A 15,149-nucleotide genomic window follows, 5' to 3' on the forward strand; every position below is an offset into this window, starting at 1 on the left:
TGTGCTGGCGACCATAGCAAGAGTGAACCACCTGATCCCTTCCCGAACTCAGAAGTGAAACCTCTTAGCGCTGATGGTAGTGTGGGGTCTCCCATGTGAGAGTAAGTCATCGCCAGCTCATTATTCCTAAAGCCCTCTGCTCACGCAGGGGGCTTTTTTTATGCGTGGGGTTTCATGCTTACAACTTTTTCTATTGATATTTTCTGATCTAAAAAATGAGTTAAAGAGTAACAAGGTGCAGCCAAAACTTCAGAGCTATTAGCTGCACCATATTGTTTGAAGTAATTAAATTTTATCTATCAATACTTCTTTAATATATTTAAGAATTGTCAATTACTTCCTGTTGATCAAGCTGACGACGAGCATGTTTAAATGCTGTTCTCAGCCCTTCTTCTAAAGTCGGATGATAGTAAGGCTTTGCCAAAATCTGATGAATATCTTGTTCTGCATCAATCATCCAGGCTAGTATGTGTGCTAGATGTTCGGCTTGAGGGCAGAATAATTCAGCACCTAATAATTTTCCTGACATTTTATTTATATATACTTCAGCCCCACCTTTATTTTCTGAAAGAATTAACGCGCGTCCCTGTCTTTCATAAGATACAAAGCCTCTAATATATTCCGTATTTTTCTCTTCTAGCTGTTTGAAACTTTGTCCAATAATCGCCATTTCTGGTTGGCTAAATACGATTGCCAAAGGAGTTAGGGCAGAAATAGGCTGAACATCTGGAAAATTTAAGCAGTTCTGGACCACTTCTTTACCATTATGGGCAGCTTCATGTTGAATTGGGACATCAGGGGCTGCATCGCCAACAATAAAAATAGGCAAGTTTTCTAATTGCTTGGTTTTTTTATTAATAGGTAGCTTTTTAACATCTTGGAATTCAGGATTAATTTTTTCCAAACCTAATCGATCTAAATTAGAACTACGTCCAGTAGCTGAGAGTACATAATCTACTTCAAGACTTTGTTTTTGATCATTCTCTATATAGTCAATTTTTACCTGATCAGTAAGGAGTTTGACTTGATTAGGTAAAGTTTTAAATTTGATATCCAGCTCGTTATTTAATTGCTCTCTAACCAAAGCTTGTAGAGTTGGACTGGTGAGTGCACCTATTTTCTGACTACGAGCAAACATAGTAGTACGTACCCCTAAACGTTGCATGGCTTGAGCCAATTCAATTGCAATAACGCCACTACCAATCACTGCTAAGGATTTAGGTAGCTGTGTAAGTTCAAAGATTTCATCAGATGTCAGGAGTTTATCGCCTAGTTCATCTTTTAAGGTAGCATCAAAATTTGGTCGAGAGCCTACTGCAATAATAAAACTTTTAGCTTGATAAGATTTTCCTTCTACTTGGACTGTTTGAGCATTGGTAAATTTTGCGTGCCCTGATACCTTATGAGTTGAATCCCATTGTTCTACTTCTTTTAAAGTGGCCCGAATATAATGATCACGAAGCTTATGCAGGCGATCCATAACGGTGGAGGTATTTATTACGGCATCATGCTGTAATCCGAGATTTTCTGCAGTTTTTATCTCATGCATACGGTTAGCAGAAGAAATCAGAAGCTTGCTCGGCATACAGCCTACACGAGCACATGTTGTATCCCATGAACCGGCATTAATAATTAAAATATTTTGGGTATATTTAATAGCTTCTTTATAAGCACTGATTCCTGCTGTGCCTGCGCCGATAATGATTAAGTCGTACATTTATTGCTCTTATCAAATTTATTTGATTGTTATAAGCTAGCATACAAAACATTTGGCTTACCTTTATTTACATAAAAGCTCAACTGTGGTTACATAACGCATAATTAAATAAAGATTGATAACAAACTCTGAAGATAGAGGGACTTGGGGATTTAAATGATTAGTAAACAATTAAGTATGAAGTTATCTGCTCTTACTTTTGCACTAATGTTGGCCGGCTGCGGCGGTGGTGGTAGTGACGGATATTATAATAGTGGATCAAATTCCGGTAATACTGGGGGAGGTTCAGATAATGGTATTGAAAATCCTGAAGTTTCTAAACTTAATATTAGTAATGTAGAAATCATTGATGAGAATGGCAAAATAACTACAGTAATTACAAGTGCTGGTGCTATTGCGCAAGTTAAAGTGACAGATGAAAATAAATCACCTTTAAGTGGTGTATTAGTTACTTTTTCAGGTGAAGGAATTGCATTTAGTACTAGCAATGCTTCTGTATTGACAGATATGAATGGTGTCGCTGTCATTGCAATTAAACCAGTTGATGATCAAATAACAGGTGCGTATAAAATTTCAGCTGCAGCTGAGATGAATGAAAATACTGCTCAATCCGCGGCAACAAACTTCACTATTGGTCAATTACAAACTAAGTTTGATAACGTTAAATTAGAAAGTACATCAATTGAAGCGGGTGGCTCAGTTAGATTAACTGCAAATACTGTTGATAAAAATACTGGTGTACTTTTAAACAATATTAAGGTTAACTTTGAAGCTGAATGTGGAACATTTAGCACGAATGAAATTTTTTCTAATCAAGGGATTGTTGAAACTATCTATACTGCTATTTCAAGCGGTGGTCAATTATGTACTGGTACTCAAAAATTAACACTTTTAGCAAACAATGGGGCTGTCACTACAACTCAAAATGTGAATATTAATGCGATTAAGGCAAACTCCATAGTTTATACTTCTGGAGAGTTAAAATTAGGCATTCTAAGTAGTGGATCAAGTTCATCTGGAAAAGTTGAATTTACAGTATATTCAAACAACATTCCTGCACGTAATCAGGATGTGAACGTTGAGCTAGTTTACGCACCAAATGATTTTTCATTTGTTTCTTTAAATAATAAAACAAGTAAAATAATTAAGTCTGATGATCAAGGGCGAGTTATTGTTGATGTATTCCCAGGAAGTATTCCTGGCCCTGTAGAAATTAAGGCGACTTTAGTAAGTGACTCACAGGTTACTGCATTATCTAAAGATGTTTCAGTAGCAACAGGCCGTGTAACACAAAATGGTTTTAGTCTTTCTGTAAGTAAAAATGCTTTACAGTGGAATGTAGATGGGGATAAAGCTACTATCACAGCTCGACTACGTGATCGTGTAGGAAATAAAGTACCAGATGGTACAGTCGTAAGTTTTAATACAGAGGGTGGTAGTATTACACCTAACTGTTCAACTGTAAATGGCGAATGTAGTGTGGAATTACAAACACAAGATCCACGTCCTGCTGACAATCGTGTAACAGTATTAGCGTATGTTGAAGGGGATAAATCTTATATCGATAAGAACTCAGATAATTTATATACAGCGGGTATTGATGAATTAACTAGTAATATTGGTGATTTTTTCCGTGATGATAATGAAAATAATATCTTTGAAAATGCGCTTGGTGAGTTTTTATATAAGAGAGGTGCCATCGGTAATACTTGTACACCAAGTAGTATCACACAGCCTAATATACAAGGTACTTGTAATCAGAATTTGCAAGCAGTAATACGTCAACAGTTGATATTTGCTTTCAGCTACGACACCCCTACTGTAGTAGATGAGAAAATTACAGATAGAGCTAAATTCAGTTTTAATGTTTTTGGTAATAATGCTCAATCAGTACCAATGCCAACAGGAACAGTAGTATCAGTGACTGCTGAAGATAATACTAAAGACAATGAAAAATCATGTACTGCAGAGTTATGGAGCGGAAATGCTACAGTGCCAAATGTATTTAATCTTTTAACTCCTAATAGCTTTAAAACAAGTTCTCAAGTTTATTATGAATATAAGCTTAAAGACTGTGATGAACGTGATAGTCTGATTTTAAGTATTACTGCACCAAATGGAAAAGTACGTAAAAAAGAATATATTCTTAATTAATAAAAAAACAGCGCTTCGGCGCTGTTTTTTTTGAGAACTTCTTTTTAAAAGTTAAACAGAAGTTCCCATACTGACACCCACAGTAGGCTTAAAATGCATTGAACTACAACCCATCAATGCAAGACTGCAACATATAACCAGTAAGAATTTATTCATAGGTCGAGCTCTGAAACTAAAAGGAGATGTTGACTAAAAGTACATTTCCCCCAAATACCTTAGTCATCCAGCAGGTCCATCTGTTTCGCCAGCTGATATAAATTATTAGAGCGATTTCCTGTACGGCAGAACATCAAGATCGGCTTTGGTAATTCGTTATAATGGTTAGCAAAGGTGCGCACATCAAGCTCGGTAATCTGGCCAGCAACTACTGGCTGGAAGACATAATCTAGACCTGCACTACGAGCAGCCTCCTCAATTTGTACGCTGGTTGGCTGTTCAGGGCCACCTTCCATATCCGGACGATTATTGATAATTGATTTAAAACCTTTTTCAACTACTTGAGAGATATGTTCAGGACCAATTTGGCCAGCAAAGCCTACATTTTCGCTCATGGTGTCACTCCATTATGTCATTTATCTTGATATGCTTTATGATAGCATTAAGCTGAAAACATGATGGCCTAGTTCTGAAAAATTTATAAACGATTACAACTATAAAATAACGCAATGGAGCGCGTATGTACGCCTATACAGTCGAACCACTGTATGTCAAAAACAGTCAGGAAGTGATTGCTGCGGATTTCTATCGTCCTCAACAGATTGACAAACCAGCTGTGATCCTGATGGCTCATGGCCTGGCTGCTTTACGTCATTTTAAACTGGTGCAATATGCCCAACGTTTTGCCAGTGCAGGTTATGCGGTGGTTCTGTTTGATTATCGCTATTGGGGAGGCAGTACCGGGCGTCCGCGTGAATTGGTGTCGATCGGTGCTCAGCTTGAAGACTGGCGTACCATGATCCAGCATTTGCAGGCACGTAAATCGATTGATGCCAAACGGATTGTGTTATGGGGAACGGCATTAAGTGGAGGGCATGTACTGACATTGGCCGCAGAACTAAAAAATATTCAGGCGGTAATGGTACAGGTACCCTTTGTTGATGGTGCAGAAAGTGCCAAACTTTATCCTTTGCAGCAATTGCCTAAAGCCCTGAAGATTTCTAGTCAGGATTATATGGGGGCAAAGGTAGGAATGGCGCCCAAGACCTTGCCGGTGGTTGATCGTCATGAACTCTGTTTTATGCCGACACAAGACAGTTATGAAGGATATCTATCCATTGTGAATCCAGATTATTACTGGAGTGGTCATATCCCAGCCCGGGTATTCTTTAAATTGATGCGATATCGTCCTATTCAGGAAGTCCGCAAAATCACTATTCCTGTCCTGTTTATCGCAGCACAACAAGACAGCCTGATTCCCATTGAAGCCAGTCGGGAAACCGCAACCAATATTGCACCATTTGTACAATATCATGAGTGGAATATGCGGCATTTTGATATTTATCATGGTGAATGGTTTGAAAAAGCAGTCTCGACCCAATTAGAATTCTTACATCAACATATTGGAGTGCGCTAGATGATCATTGTATGCCCGAATTGCCAGGCTAAAAATCGTGTGCCTGAAGAAAAATTAACGGCCGATCCAGCATGTGGTCAGTGTCATCAAGCTTTAGTTCCATTAGCGCCGATTGAGCTAAATGAACAGAACTTTAGTCAGTTTGTCACCCATAGTGATCTTCCCATCCTGATTGATCTATGGGCAGACTGGTGTGGTCCATGTAAAATGATGGCACCGCATTTTGCTGCTGTAGCAAAAGAAAATCCACAAGTGGTATTTGCTAAAATTGATACTGAAGCGAATCCGCGATTAAGTTCAGCATTTAATGTACGTAGTATTCCGACGCTGGTTTTGATGAATAAAACCAATGAAATTGCTAGAATAAGCGGTGCATTACGTTCAAGCGAACTACAAAAGTGGCTTGATCAGCAGTTAAATAATGCTCAATCCTAATTTAAAAAGCCTGGAGTTCAAGTGACAGATTCTCATATTAAACCAGAGGGAGTACTTTCCCTGCAGACGATTGCAATGCCTGCGGATACCAACTGGAGTGGAGATGTATTTGGTGGCTGGATTGTTTCACAAATGGACTTGGCGGGAGCAATTCATGCAGAGCGCTTTAGTAAAGGACGCTGTGCAACGATTTCGATTAACCAGATGACCTTCCTGGTTCCTGTGAAAGTCGGCGATGTCATTAGCTGCTATACCAAAATTCTAAAAGTCGGTAATACTTCAATCCAGATGCAAATCGAAGTATGGGACAGTCATGATAACTCACGTGCACCTGTACGCGTGACTGAAGGGGTATTTACCTTTGTCGCAGTGGATGTCAAAGGCAATAAACGTCCAATTCCGGATGAAGCAAAACAGAAATTTGCAGAATCTCAGCAGAACTCATAATTCATTAAATAAAAAATCCCAGATCAATAATCTGGGATTTTTTTGTCTGTATTGAAATTAGCCTGGCTTCAACTGGTTCTTGGCAATCCAAGCCCAGAGCATTTCACATTGAATCGGTGCTTCACCAGATTCATCGCTTACGATTACTTGTACCAGTGTTTCACCTTTTTCTGAACTTTGCATCAATTGCTGCTGTTCAGGAGTCAACGTAGCCACCGCAGTCATGGCACCTTTGGTTGGACGCTTAAAGTCCACTTTTAGGCTTTTAATCAGAACCACTGCGCTGTCAGGTACATTCATCGCAGTCACAAAACCGGTCGCTGTTTCTGCCAGCAGTGCCATGGCACAGGCATGAATCTGACCGATATGGTTCTGCATGACCTTATGATTGGCCATACTTACCACGACTTTGGAAGCACTGATTTCCTGATAGCGAATCTTGGCAGAGCCAACCATCGGAACTACTCGGCCAAAAGTCTTACTCAATAAAGCAGTACGCATACCTTGCGGTAATCTTGATGTCGCTTTGACCAGTTTGGTCAGTCGGTTGCTCTTTGCCATAATTCCATCTACAGACGTTGAAATATCTTAGTCTTTAAAGTTGTTAAACTGTAAAGGCAGACCGAATTGTTGTTCTTTCAGGAATGCCATCACTTGTTGCAAGGTATCGCGTTTTTTATCAGTCACACGAATCTTGTCACCCTGAATTGAAGATTGCACTTTAATACCACTTTCTTTAATGGCCTTATTAATTTTTTTCGCAGTATCAGAGTCAAGGCCATCTTTAAGCTTGATCACTTGAACTACATTTTTGCCTGAAGCGGTCATTTTTTGTGGATCTAGCGCCTGAATATCCACTTTACGCTTGAAGAAATGGTTTTCCAGCATGGTATACACTTGCTCACATTGGAAATCACTTTCTGTGCTAATTTTGATTTCCTTGTTTTTTTCATTTAGTTCAATAGAAACATCCTGTCCACGGAAATCGAAGCGGGTTGCAATCTCTTTTTGGGTATTTTGAACTGCATGATTTACTTCAAAAATTTCTAATTCAGAAACAATATCGAAAGAAGGCATAGTTTAGACCTTTACAAAGGGAAAGAATATCTGAGATGCTAGGGATGTTTTCTTCATTTGCCAAGTGTTGTTTACATCAAAGGAGTGCGCAATGATCCGTAAACAAGAAATTACAACATTTGAGTTCCCAGAAAATGCTGTAATCTGGGATGTACGAGATGCAAGTGCTTATGCTGAAGCACACGTGAAAGGGGCGGTCAATCAGCCCATTAACGATCTTTCAGCAGATAGCCTGACTCAGGTGTCAGCGGATCAACCGATTTACATTTTATGTGGTGGTGGGAGTAAAGCTCCACGTGCAGCTGAAAAGTTAGAGGGTTTTGACAGCACACGTGAATATGTCATTCTGATGGGTGGTACTCGTGCTGCTCGTGATGCAGGTATGCCACTGGAACAAGGTGCATAATTGACCTTGTGAAAAAAAGCGCCGTCAGGCGCTTTTTTGTTGTCTAGATTTCTTCAAAATCGTCCTTCTTTAAAGGAGGATTAACATTCTTTCTAAAAATCCCTCCCTTGCGGAACAGTATTCCTCACCCTTTATTAAAGGGAGGAGTTCTTTAATCTTGAGGCTTAAAATAAGGCTTCTTGGCTTTTACCTTCTTTTGAAAACGTGTCACGTCGAGTTTCTTTACCAAGTTCGAAGGTACTGGGCAAGCTTCTCCCAAAATTTGGGCAGCCAGAATTTCACTACACAATGGCGCAAACAGAAAGCCTTTAGAGCCGAGACCAGCAAAACTGTAAATCTCTTCATCTGCCTTCATTTTTCCGAGTAAAGGAAAATAATCTTGACTCTGTGCGCGTACTGCCGCTCGACCTTGCCAGGTTTCGGTAGATGGGAATAACTGTGCATATTCAGGAAAGACACTGTGGATAAGTTCATAATTATGCACATGATCTTCTATTAAGACTTCTGCATCATCCCGGCCTGGATAGAATGAAGCACCCAAAATCAGTTGTTCGGGATTGAGCTGCATACAGTAACCGCCGTAACTATAGGCTGTATCCTGATTCAATGGCTGATCTTGATTATTGACCCAGCTGACCTGTCCACGAATCGGTTTCAGGACTGGATAATGTTCAAAGAATTGCTGGGTATCACGTGCGGTACATACAACGATGTGATCAAACTTGCCTAAGGATTGCTGCTCTGCAAATAACTCAGGTTGTTCAGCAGCCTCAATATGACTAATTTTGGCTTGTTTATACTGAATAAGAGGATGCTGCAAAATTTCATCACGCAGTTGATGGGGTGAAACTGCGCCCGCTGCTAATAGTTTTAAAGCTGGAAATTCAGTTTGAATCTCTTGGTCTGCTGCACTTTGAGCAGCAAGAGTTTCTGCGGGATATTCATCTGCCAATCCTAAAAGCTGTTCAGGATTTTTTAAGGCAAGCTGGTTGACCTGAATTGAGCGAAAAGCTTTAAATTTCTGATAATGATTTAAGGCATGCTGCCAGGCCACCGTCATCAGATGTTCGGCACTTTGCTCAACTGGACACAGTTTAGGGTTAAGCAGGGCAAGGGGATTGCCGGAACCGCCTGAAAGAGGCGCTGACTGGTCGTAAATCGTGACTTGATGACCGCGTTGAGTGAATGCCCATGCCGTACTTAAACCTGCGATTCCAGCGCCAATCACAGCGATTTGACGAGGTCTGGTAAGACTCTCTAGATCTGGTTCAGTTTTTTTTTGAGTAATTTCCTGCTCTAAAGCCGTTTCACTGTCTTTATTTTCTTCAACAGGATTCCAGATCGCTTTCAGCATTTCACGTTTATGGCCAAATCCACGTGGACGGGAAATAGAGATGCCGTGCTGTTTTAAACCACGTTTTAAGACACCTGCAACGCTAAAAGAAGCAAAAGTCGTCCCAATCTCGGATAAACGCACGATATTATTTAAAACATTTTCTTCCCACATATCCGGATTACATGAAGGTGCGAAGCCATCCAGAAACCAGGCATTAACGGGTGCAGTTTTTTCAATGACAGGAAAGACATCATGTGCATCTCCCAGCCACAGGTCCAGACTGAAACGCTCTTCAGGAAAGCTGAGACGATGACAACCGGCAATCGGAATTGGATATTGGGAGATGAGTTGATCTGCTAGTGGTTTCAATTCTGGCCAGGCATTTAAGGCACGGACTAAATCTGCTCTAGAAAGCGGAAATTTTTCTACTGAAATGGCATGCAAATGACTCGGATTGTCCGGACGCACCTGTTGCCAGAGCTGCCATAACGCCAGAATATTTAAACCTGTACCAAAACCCGTTTCACCGACACAGAAATATGCAAAAGGTTTTAAATCGGCCAGGCGGGTACTAAGGTCATTACCATTTAAAAAGACATGCCGGGTTTCCAGCAATCCATTGTCTTTGGAAAAATACACATCACCAAATTGCTTGGACACAGGCACATCAATGCCATCCACCAATTGCCAATCCAGATCGGCAGTTTGAATTGCATGCGACAAAACGGGTACAACCTTAAAGATATTTGGACGGCTTATAGATTACCACTGACGGCGACGTTTGGTATAAACATAGCTCGCTATCAGAAAGCCAAGTAATACACCGACTGCCAAAGTTGCAGCGCCGTAGAGAAACATCTGGGCACTACGTTCACTTTGCAGGACCTGTACCTGAACCCCGAGATTGTCGTTCTTGAGCTGCAATTCCTGATTTTGTGACAGGGCTTCCAGATTGGCTTTTTCCAGTTGCTGTAGACGCGTTGCCTGATCTTTGACTAAAGCTTTGACTTTGGCATCTTGCTGGGCTTTCTGCTTGGCAATTTCTTCTGCGGTGAGCGGCTTTTTCTCAGTCGGCTGAACAGTCTGAGCAGTTGTTGCAACTGCTGGAATAATTCCAGCCTGCTGTGCAGAAGCGCCCTGAGCAGGTGCTTGTGTGGTAACAGCTTGGACAGGAGTAGCTGCTGGCTGTGTAGCCGGGGCAACTGGAGCAGAAACTTCAACAGCCCAGGCAGAAGGAATCATGAAACAAAAGCCAATGAAACTGGCGGTAACAGCGCGCATGAACCTTATCCTTTAGGAAATGCTTTATTAAATGGTTTCACATCAATATGCGCGTATACGCCTTCTTTCAGGAATGGCTCATCCTGTAACCATGCATCCAGTGCTTCACGACTGTCAAAATCAACGATGATGGTGCTGCCATAGAAACCGGCTTGAGGATTGGCTGGATCTTTAGGCATGGCACCTGCAACAATCAGACGGCCTTCAGCATCTAACTGTTCTAGACGTGCAAGATGTTGTGGACGAATCGCAAGGCGTTTTTCAACTGTACCTTCCCGGTCGGTACAGCTAACGACGAATAATGGCATGATGACTCTCTATCGTTTGTAGTTGGACTTATTCAGCTGTTCTAAAGTATTTGCGCAATACAATAAACTGAATAATGATAAAGGAAAACATCACGATCATGTCACCGAATGCAGTAAATTCGCCCCAATATTTTCCATCCATCCATAAATAGGCAAAGAATGTATGCAGAAATGACATGAGGGTAAACATACCCACCCAGGCATAGTTCAATTTAAGCCAGCCTTTGGCGCTCAAATTAAATACTGGGCCAAACAGACGCTGGATGAGTGGCTTCTTATCTTTGCTAAACCATGGCGATAACAGGAAGACACCTGCAAAGACCAGATTCAGTAATACAGCTTTAAGACGAATATAGAAATCGTCGCTGAGCATCAGGGTGATCCCACCGAAGATCACCGTCATAAACAGAACAATCCATTGCTGTTTGTCCAGGCGAAATTTCTGCATGACAAATAACGCACCATAGACCACCAGCATGGAAATGATCAGACCCGTAGTTGCAACGAGAATATTGTTATTGTCGACACCCCCCGCAGAACCGATCAATTGTAGAAGTTGATGGTCAGTGTCTTTTGGATCTACAGTTTTATATAAATAAAAGAAAATAATGAGTGGCACAAAGTCTAAAAGTGCTTTCATGTTAGAGTATCTAAATCTGATCAAATAAATGTCATAGTATAGAGATGCACGGCGTAGATTTACATACACATAGTAATATTTCTGATGGAACTTTGAGTCCTCAGCAATTGGTCGAAGCGGCTGCGGACAAACTTATCCATACTTTGGCCCTGACTGATCATGACACTATGGACGGTTTAGTGTTGGCTGAAGAAGCTGCCAAAAATCATGAGATTAAGATAATTTCTGGAGTCGAGATTTCTAGCCAGTGGTCACGTCCTGCGACCAAGAAAAATTATGGCGTACATATTGTGGCACTCAATGTTCAGAATCCTGAGCCGTTACAAAAAGCCCTCAATCAGCAGAAGATCATTCGTGCCGAACGCTCTAAACAGATCTGTGACCTTCTGGTTCCTTTAATTGGTCAGGATATTTATGCTGACGTGATTGCCAAAGTTGATAATATTCCTGATCGGGTTACCCGAACCCATATTGCCAAAACGCTGGTAGAAAAAGGCATTGTGACCCGCCCCCAACAGGCCTTTGATAAGTACATCAAGGAAGGTAAAAAGGCCTATGTCAAATTTGATGGTCTGGGTCTGGAAGAAACCATTCAGGTCATACATGACAGCGGTGGCTTTGCCGTGTTGGCGCATCCAACCCGTTATGATTTATCCGCGACTAATATTCGTTATCTGATCGAGATCTTCGCCAAGTTTGGTGGAGATGCGGTGGAGTTGCCGCCCGCTATTGATCCAAGTTCAACCCGTCAGATGGTTGACCGGATGATTGCAGAGCAAGGACTTAAAGTTTCAATTGGCAGTGATTTTCATGGTGACCATATGCCCTGGATTAAACTGGGGAATGTGCCGAGCTTAAAACCAGGGCAGGTCGGGATTTGGGAGAGTTTTTGTTAATTCTAAATCTTGATGAATGGATCAGTTTTAAGATCTTGGGCGAATTTATACATCAAATGCAGAATGAGGACATTAACAAGTAATAAGGCCCATTCAGAAGTGATTAAAGTCATGATGACGATATACAGCATGATGGAAGTCAGGACTAAATTTCGATAAAAGTTTGGATGTTTTTTTGAAATGAACAGATGATCAATCTTGAGATCAAGTTTGAACTTACGATAGGCAATCACATCAATGCGTGAGGATAAGGCGAGTTCCAATTGTTTAAAGTATTTTGCATGAGAATGAATGAGATAAGTTTTACCATAACCTGTGGTTAACTGTAAGTCATGACTTTCTGGACAGGTTCTCAAGGCTTCTATGTGTGTAATTCGGGATAAGTCGAGCATAAGCGCCGATGGGATTTTTTCTAATCTCCCTAGTCCTCTTTGTGCTCCAACTTCTGTGCCAATGAATATTGAAAAATCATTATTTTGGGAAATTTCAAATAACTGGATGATTACATGAGAGCGTGTCAAAAAATGTATATCGATCAGTTGCCCAATCATCGCATCACTTAATTTGACTTGAAGTGTAAAAAAAGGCGAAAGATTAAAAACCTGTTTTAAATCTATATTAAACCAGATGCCTTGATCATGATTGGGCAGTTGTAATAATAACTGTGGCTGTTTCACCTGCCACCATTTTGCACGAATAGTACGTTGAGCCAGAATAATTGCTTGTGAATGTTGGACTGCTTGCTCAGTCATATCTTTTTTGAGTTGAGGATCGATCAAATATTTTTGTATAAAAAAAGGAAACTTTAAATTTATTCCTCGATCCTGAAACAGAAAGAGGGGAACACATAGACTAAATAAAATATGGAAAACAGGCCTACGTTGAAGATCGAGAAAAAGTTCTGATTGGACTAATGAACTCACTATAAAAGCCAAGATGGCACAAAGTAAAAATAGTGCTAAAGCCAACCATGGTCGAACAATGGGTTGAGGCACCGCTTGTTGAATTTTTTGTTTTAATTTCATATTTTTTTGAATTTTTAGATAAAAATTAGAACCTCAAAATGCTAATTCTGAGGCATTTATTTATAAATTATAGCAAATTATTATCTTGTGCCTGAATCGGTGGCGGTGTCGGTTTGCCCAGAGTGCCTAACAGTTCGATTTCAATGGTACGAACCATGGAGTCCAGTGGCAAGTCATTGCTTTGAGTTCCGAAAGGTTCTTCAATCTCTGAGCTTAGTGCATCCAGTCCCAAAAAAGTATAGGCCAAAATACCGACCAGCAAAGGCGTAAACAGACCAAGCGTTGAGCCCAGACTAAAAGGTAAAATAAAACAGAAAAAATATACGGTACGGTTCAAGAGTACCGAATAGGCAAAAGGCAAAGGCGTCGTCGCAATCCGGTCACAACCTGTCTGCACAATACTGAGTTCCGCGACATGATTATTCATCTGCATATAAATGATGTCAGAGATTTCACCTTCTTTGAGAGCTTGCATTAGCTCCCACTGAATCAGACTCAAGGTATATTGCGGTGCATTGGCCTGTTGATAGAGCTGAGTAATCGCCTGCTGGCTCATCCCACTTGTTTCCACCAGTTCAGTCGGATTGGCTGTCTGATGGCGCAGACGGTCACGCAGTACGTTCGCGAAAACGATGACGTGCTGAATCACACGTTCACGACGGCCTTGAGACAACATCCGGCAGTCACGGTCAAAATGACGTGCATTGGCAATCAGAATACCCCAGAGTTTACGTGCTTCCCACCAGCGGTCATAACAAGCAGTATTTTTAAATCCGAGAAAGATAGACAGTACTACGCCGATGAGGGTAAAGCCGACGAGAGGGAGTTCTGGAAAATGAAAATAACCTACACGTGAAAAACCACCAATAATGGCTGAAATCAGCATGACCACGCCTAAAGGAGGTAAAACCTTAGGTAAAATCGTTCCTCGCCAGGAAAATAATAATTTAAAAACGTTCTGCTGGTCACGTACGATCATTTATTGGAATCATCACAATTTTTTTTCATGATCTTCTTGAGTTGTAGCTGCTTTGTCAAGTGCTATTCCCCCTTAGGCTTCAGGTTTGATGAGTTGCTGCTCAGCAAAGGAAAAACTGCCCTCCAGCGCGATGATGCAATGGTCAATTAAACGGATATCGACCAGTCGACATGCCTGTTGAATCTGGCGGGTCAGATACAGGTCAGCCTTAGAAGGAGTGGCTTGGCCCAAGGGATGATTATGCGCAATCACAATTGAAGTTGCCTGTTGGGTAATGGCATATCTGAGCAACTGATTAATCGAAATATCACATGCATTCACAGAGCCATAAAACAGCTTTTTAAATGCAATTTTCCTTAAACTGGCGTCCAGACACAGGACCGCGAATACTTCCTGATTTTCACTCAATAATTCGAAACGTAAATAATCCCGTAGTCTTTTTGAATTACTTAATTCTAAAGAATCCTGTTTAAGATGCTCGGCAATATAACGCCGTCCTAATTCTTTAACCGCCATCAGTTGGGTATATTTGCTAATGCCCATGCCATGAAACTGGCTAACTTCTTTTAAAGGTGCATCAAGTAAAGCAGTTAAATGGCCAAAATGTTGAATCAGTAGCCGGGCTAATTCTACGGCTGAATGCTGTTGTGAACCTGATCGGAGAAAAATGGCCAGCAGTTCTGCATCAGATAAACTTTCTGCCCCATATTGAATTAAACGTTCCCGCGGCCGTTCTAGTTCAGGCCAGTTTTTGATTGAAAATTGCATAGTTATTAGACTTATTTATTATGAATTATGAGTTTTCCCTGAAGCTGATCTCTTGGGAATGCAATTATTTAATGCTATTGTGAGCCCCACTGCAACAGAAAGGTAAG

The 15,149-nt window shown here is 40.9% G+C and carries 17 protein-coding genes and 1 rRNA gene; 7 read left to right on the forward strand and 11 right to left on the reverse strand.

Translation table 11 applies throughout. The features are described from left to right. Window positions 1-3 precede the first annotated feature (3 nt). Window positions 4-118: ribosomal RNA gene (gene rrf, locus FTV13_RS08370) — 5S ribosomal RNA — on the forward strand. Between the two features lie 201 nt (window positions 119-319). On the opposite strand, the gene FTV13_RS08375 is transcribed toward rrf, so the two are convergent. Then, window positions 320-1,717, reverse strand: a complete 1,398-nt coding sequence (locus FTV13_RS08375) for a dihydrolipoyl dehydrogenase (protein ID WP_180011703.1) — start codon at window positions 1,715-1,717, stop codon at window positions 320-322. A gap of 156 nt (window positions 1,718-1,873) precedes the next feature. On the opposite strand from FTV13_RS08375, the gene FTV13_RS08380 reads away from it, so the two are divergent. Beyond that, window positions 1,874-3,871 carry a hypothetical protein gene (locus FTV13_RS08380; RefSeq protein WP_179993330.1) on the forward strand — a complete coding sequence of 666 codons (1,998 nt, stop codon included), beginning with the start codon at window positions 1,874-1,876 and terminating at the stop codon, window positions 3,869-3,871. A 215-nt stretch (window positions 3,872-4,086) separates the two neighbouring features. Here the strand turns inward: FTV13_RS08380 and FTV13_RS08385 are convergent, their stop codons facing one another. Continuing rightward, the gene (locus FTV13_RS08385; RefSeq protein ID WP_004783676.1) at window positions 4,087-4,422 is read right to left on the reverse strand and encodes a TIGR01244 family sulfur transferase; all 336 of its coding nucleotides are present in this window, start codon (window positions 4,420-4,422) and stop codon (window positions 4,087-4,089) included. A gap of 125 nt (window positions 4,423-4,547) precedes the next feature. On the opposite strand from FTV13_RS08385, the gene FTV13_RS08390 reads away from it, so the two are divergent. From FTV13_RS08390 to FTV13_RS08400, 3 genes are all read left to right on the forward strand, one after another. Continuing rightward, a complete protein-coding gene (locus FTV13_RS08390; RefSeq protein WP_179993328.1) occupies window positions 4,548-5,444 on the forward strand; it encodes an alpha/beta hydrolase in 897 nt (298 codons plus the stop codon). Beyond that, window positions 5,445-5,879, forward strand: a complete 435-nt coding sequence (trxC, locus tag FTV13_RS08395; RefSeq protein WP_004783672.1) for a thioredoxin TrxC — start codon at window positions 5,445-5,447, stop codon at window positions 5,877-5,879. Between the two features lie 75 nt (window positions 5,880-5,954). Next, a complete protein-coding gene (locus FTV13_RS08400) occupies window positions 5,955-6,326 on the forward strand; it encodes an acyl-CoA thioesterase (protein ID WP_171523022.1) in 372 nt (123 codons plus the stop codon). Window positions 6,327-6,383: 57 nt separating this feature from the next. Here the strand turns inward: FTV13_RS08400 and FTV13_RS08405 are convergent, their stop codons facing one another. Together FTV13_RS08405 and FTV13_RS08410 are read right to left on the reverse strand one after the other, a co-directional pair. Continuing rightward, window positions 6,384-6,887, reverse strand: coding sequence for a DUF4442 domain-containing protein (locus tag FTV13_RS08405; protein WP_180011704.1), 504 nt, complete (start codon window positions 6,885-6,887; stop codon window positions 6,384-6,386). Window positions 6,888-6,914: 27 nt separating this feature from the next. Further along, window positions 6,915-7,403: a YajQ family cyclic di-GMP-binding protein gene (locus FTV13_RS08410; protein ID WP_004783667.1), complete on the reverse strand. Its 489-nt coding sequence runs from the start codon at window positions 7,401-7,403 to the stop codon at window positions 6,915-6,917. A 91-nt stretch (window positions 7,404-7,494) separates the two neighbouring features. Between FTV13_RS08410 and FTV13_RS08415 the strand changes: the two genes are divergently transcribed. Continuing rightward, window positions 7,495-7,809 (forward strand): rhodanese-like domain-containing protein, encoded by a 315-nt coding sequence (locus tag FTV13_RS08415; protein WP_179993326.1) that lies wholly within the window; start codon window positions 7,495-7,497, stop codon window positions 7,807-7,809. Window positions 7,810-7,960: 151 nt separating this feature from the next. Here the strand turns inward: FTV13_RS08415 and mnmC are convergent, their stop codons facing one another. From mnmC to FTV13_RS08435, 4 genes are read right to left on the reverse strand one after another with little or no spacing between them, the layout of a single operon-like run. After that, complete coding sequence (gene mnmC, locus FTV13_RS08420; RefSeq protein ID WP_180011706.1) at window positions 7,961-9,868, reverse strand: FAD-dependent 5-carboxymethylaminomethyl-2-thiouridine(34) oxidoreductase MnmC; 1,908 nt, start codon at window positions 9,866-9,868, stop codon at window positions 7,961-7,963. Window positions 9,869-9,907: 39 nt separating this feature from the next. Then, window positions 9,908-10,426, reverse strand: coding sequence for a hypothetical protein (locus FTV13_RS08425; protein WP_159123094.1), 519 nt, complete (start codon window positions 10,424-10,426; stop codon window positions 9,908-9,910). Between the two features lie 5 nt (window positions 10,427-10,431). Beyond that, window positions 10,432-10,734, reverse strand: a complete 303-nt coding sequence (locus FTV13_RS08430; RefSeq protein WP_004783657.1) for a YciI family protein — start codon at window positions 10,732-10,734, stop codon at window positions 10,432-10,434. A 28-nt stretch (window positions 10,735-10,762) separates the two neighbouring features. After that, window positions 10,763-11,374, reverse strand: a complete 612-nt coding sequence (locus FTV13_RS08435; RefSeq protein WP_005233839.1) for a septation protein IspZ — start codon at window positions 11,372-11,374, stop codon at window positions 10,763-10,765. A 44-nt stretch (window positions 11,375-11,418) separates the two neighbouring features. Between FTV13_RS08435 and FTV13_RS08440 the strand changes: the two genes are divergently transcribed. Then, window positions 11,419-12,270 carry a PHP domain-containing protein gene (locus FTV13_RS08440; protein ID WP_159123093.1) on the forward strand — a complete coding sequence of 284 codons (852 nt, stop codon included), beginning with the start codon at window positions 11,419-11,421 and terminating at the stop codon, window positions 12,268-12,270. Window positions 12,271-12,272: 2 nt separating this feature from the next. On the opposite strand, the gene FTV13_RS08445 is transcribed toward FTV13_RS08440, so the two are convergent. The 3 genes from FTV13_RS08445 to radC form a co-directional block, all read right to left on the reverse strand. Further along, on the reverse strand, window positions 12,273-13,295 hold the full coding sequence (locus tag FTV13_RS08445) for a hypothetical protein (protein ID WP_180011708.1): 1,023 nt from the start codon (window positions 13,293-13,295) through the stop codon (window positions 12,273-12,275). Between the two features lie 67 nt (window positions 13,296-13,362). Further along, window positions 13,363-14,274 carry a bestrophin family protein gene (locus tag FTV13_RS08450; RefSeq protein WP_159123091.1) on the reverse strand — a complete coding sequence of 304 codons (912 nt, stop codon included), beginning with the start codon at window positions 14,272-14,274 and terminating at the stop codon, window positions 13,363-13,365. A gap of 72 nt (window positions 14,275-14,346) precedes the next feature. Then, window positions 14,347-15,042: a DNA repair protein RadC gene (radC, locus tag FTV13_RS08455; RefSeq protein ID WP_179993323.1), complete on the reverse strand. Its 696-nt coding sequence runs from the start codon at window positions 15,040-15,042 to the stop codon at window positions 14,347-14,349. Window positions 15,043-15,149: the final 107 nt, after the last annotated feature.

Origin of the sequence: Acinetobacter sp. YH12235, from assembly GCF_013417705.1 — a bacterium.
Classification (GTDB): Bacteria; Pseudomonadota; Gammaproteobacteria; order Pseudomonadales; family Moraxellaceae; genus Acinetobacter.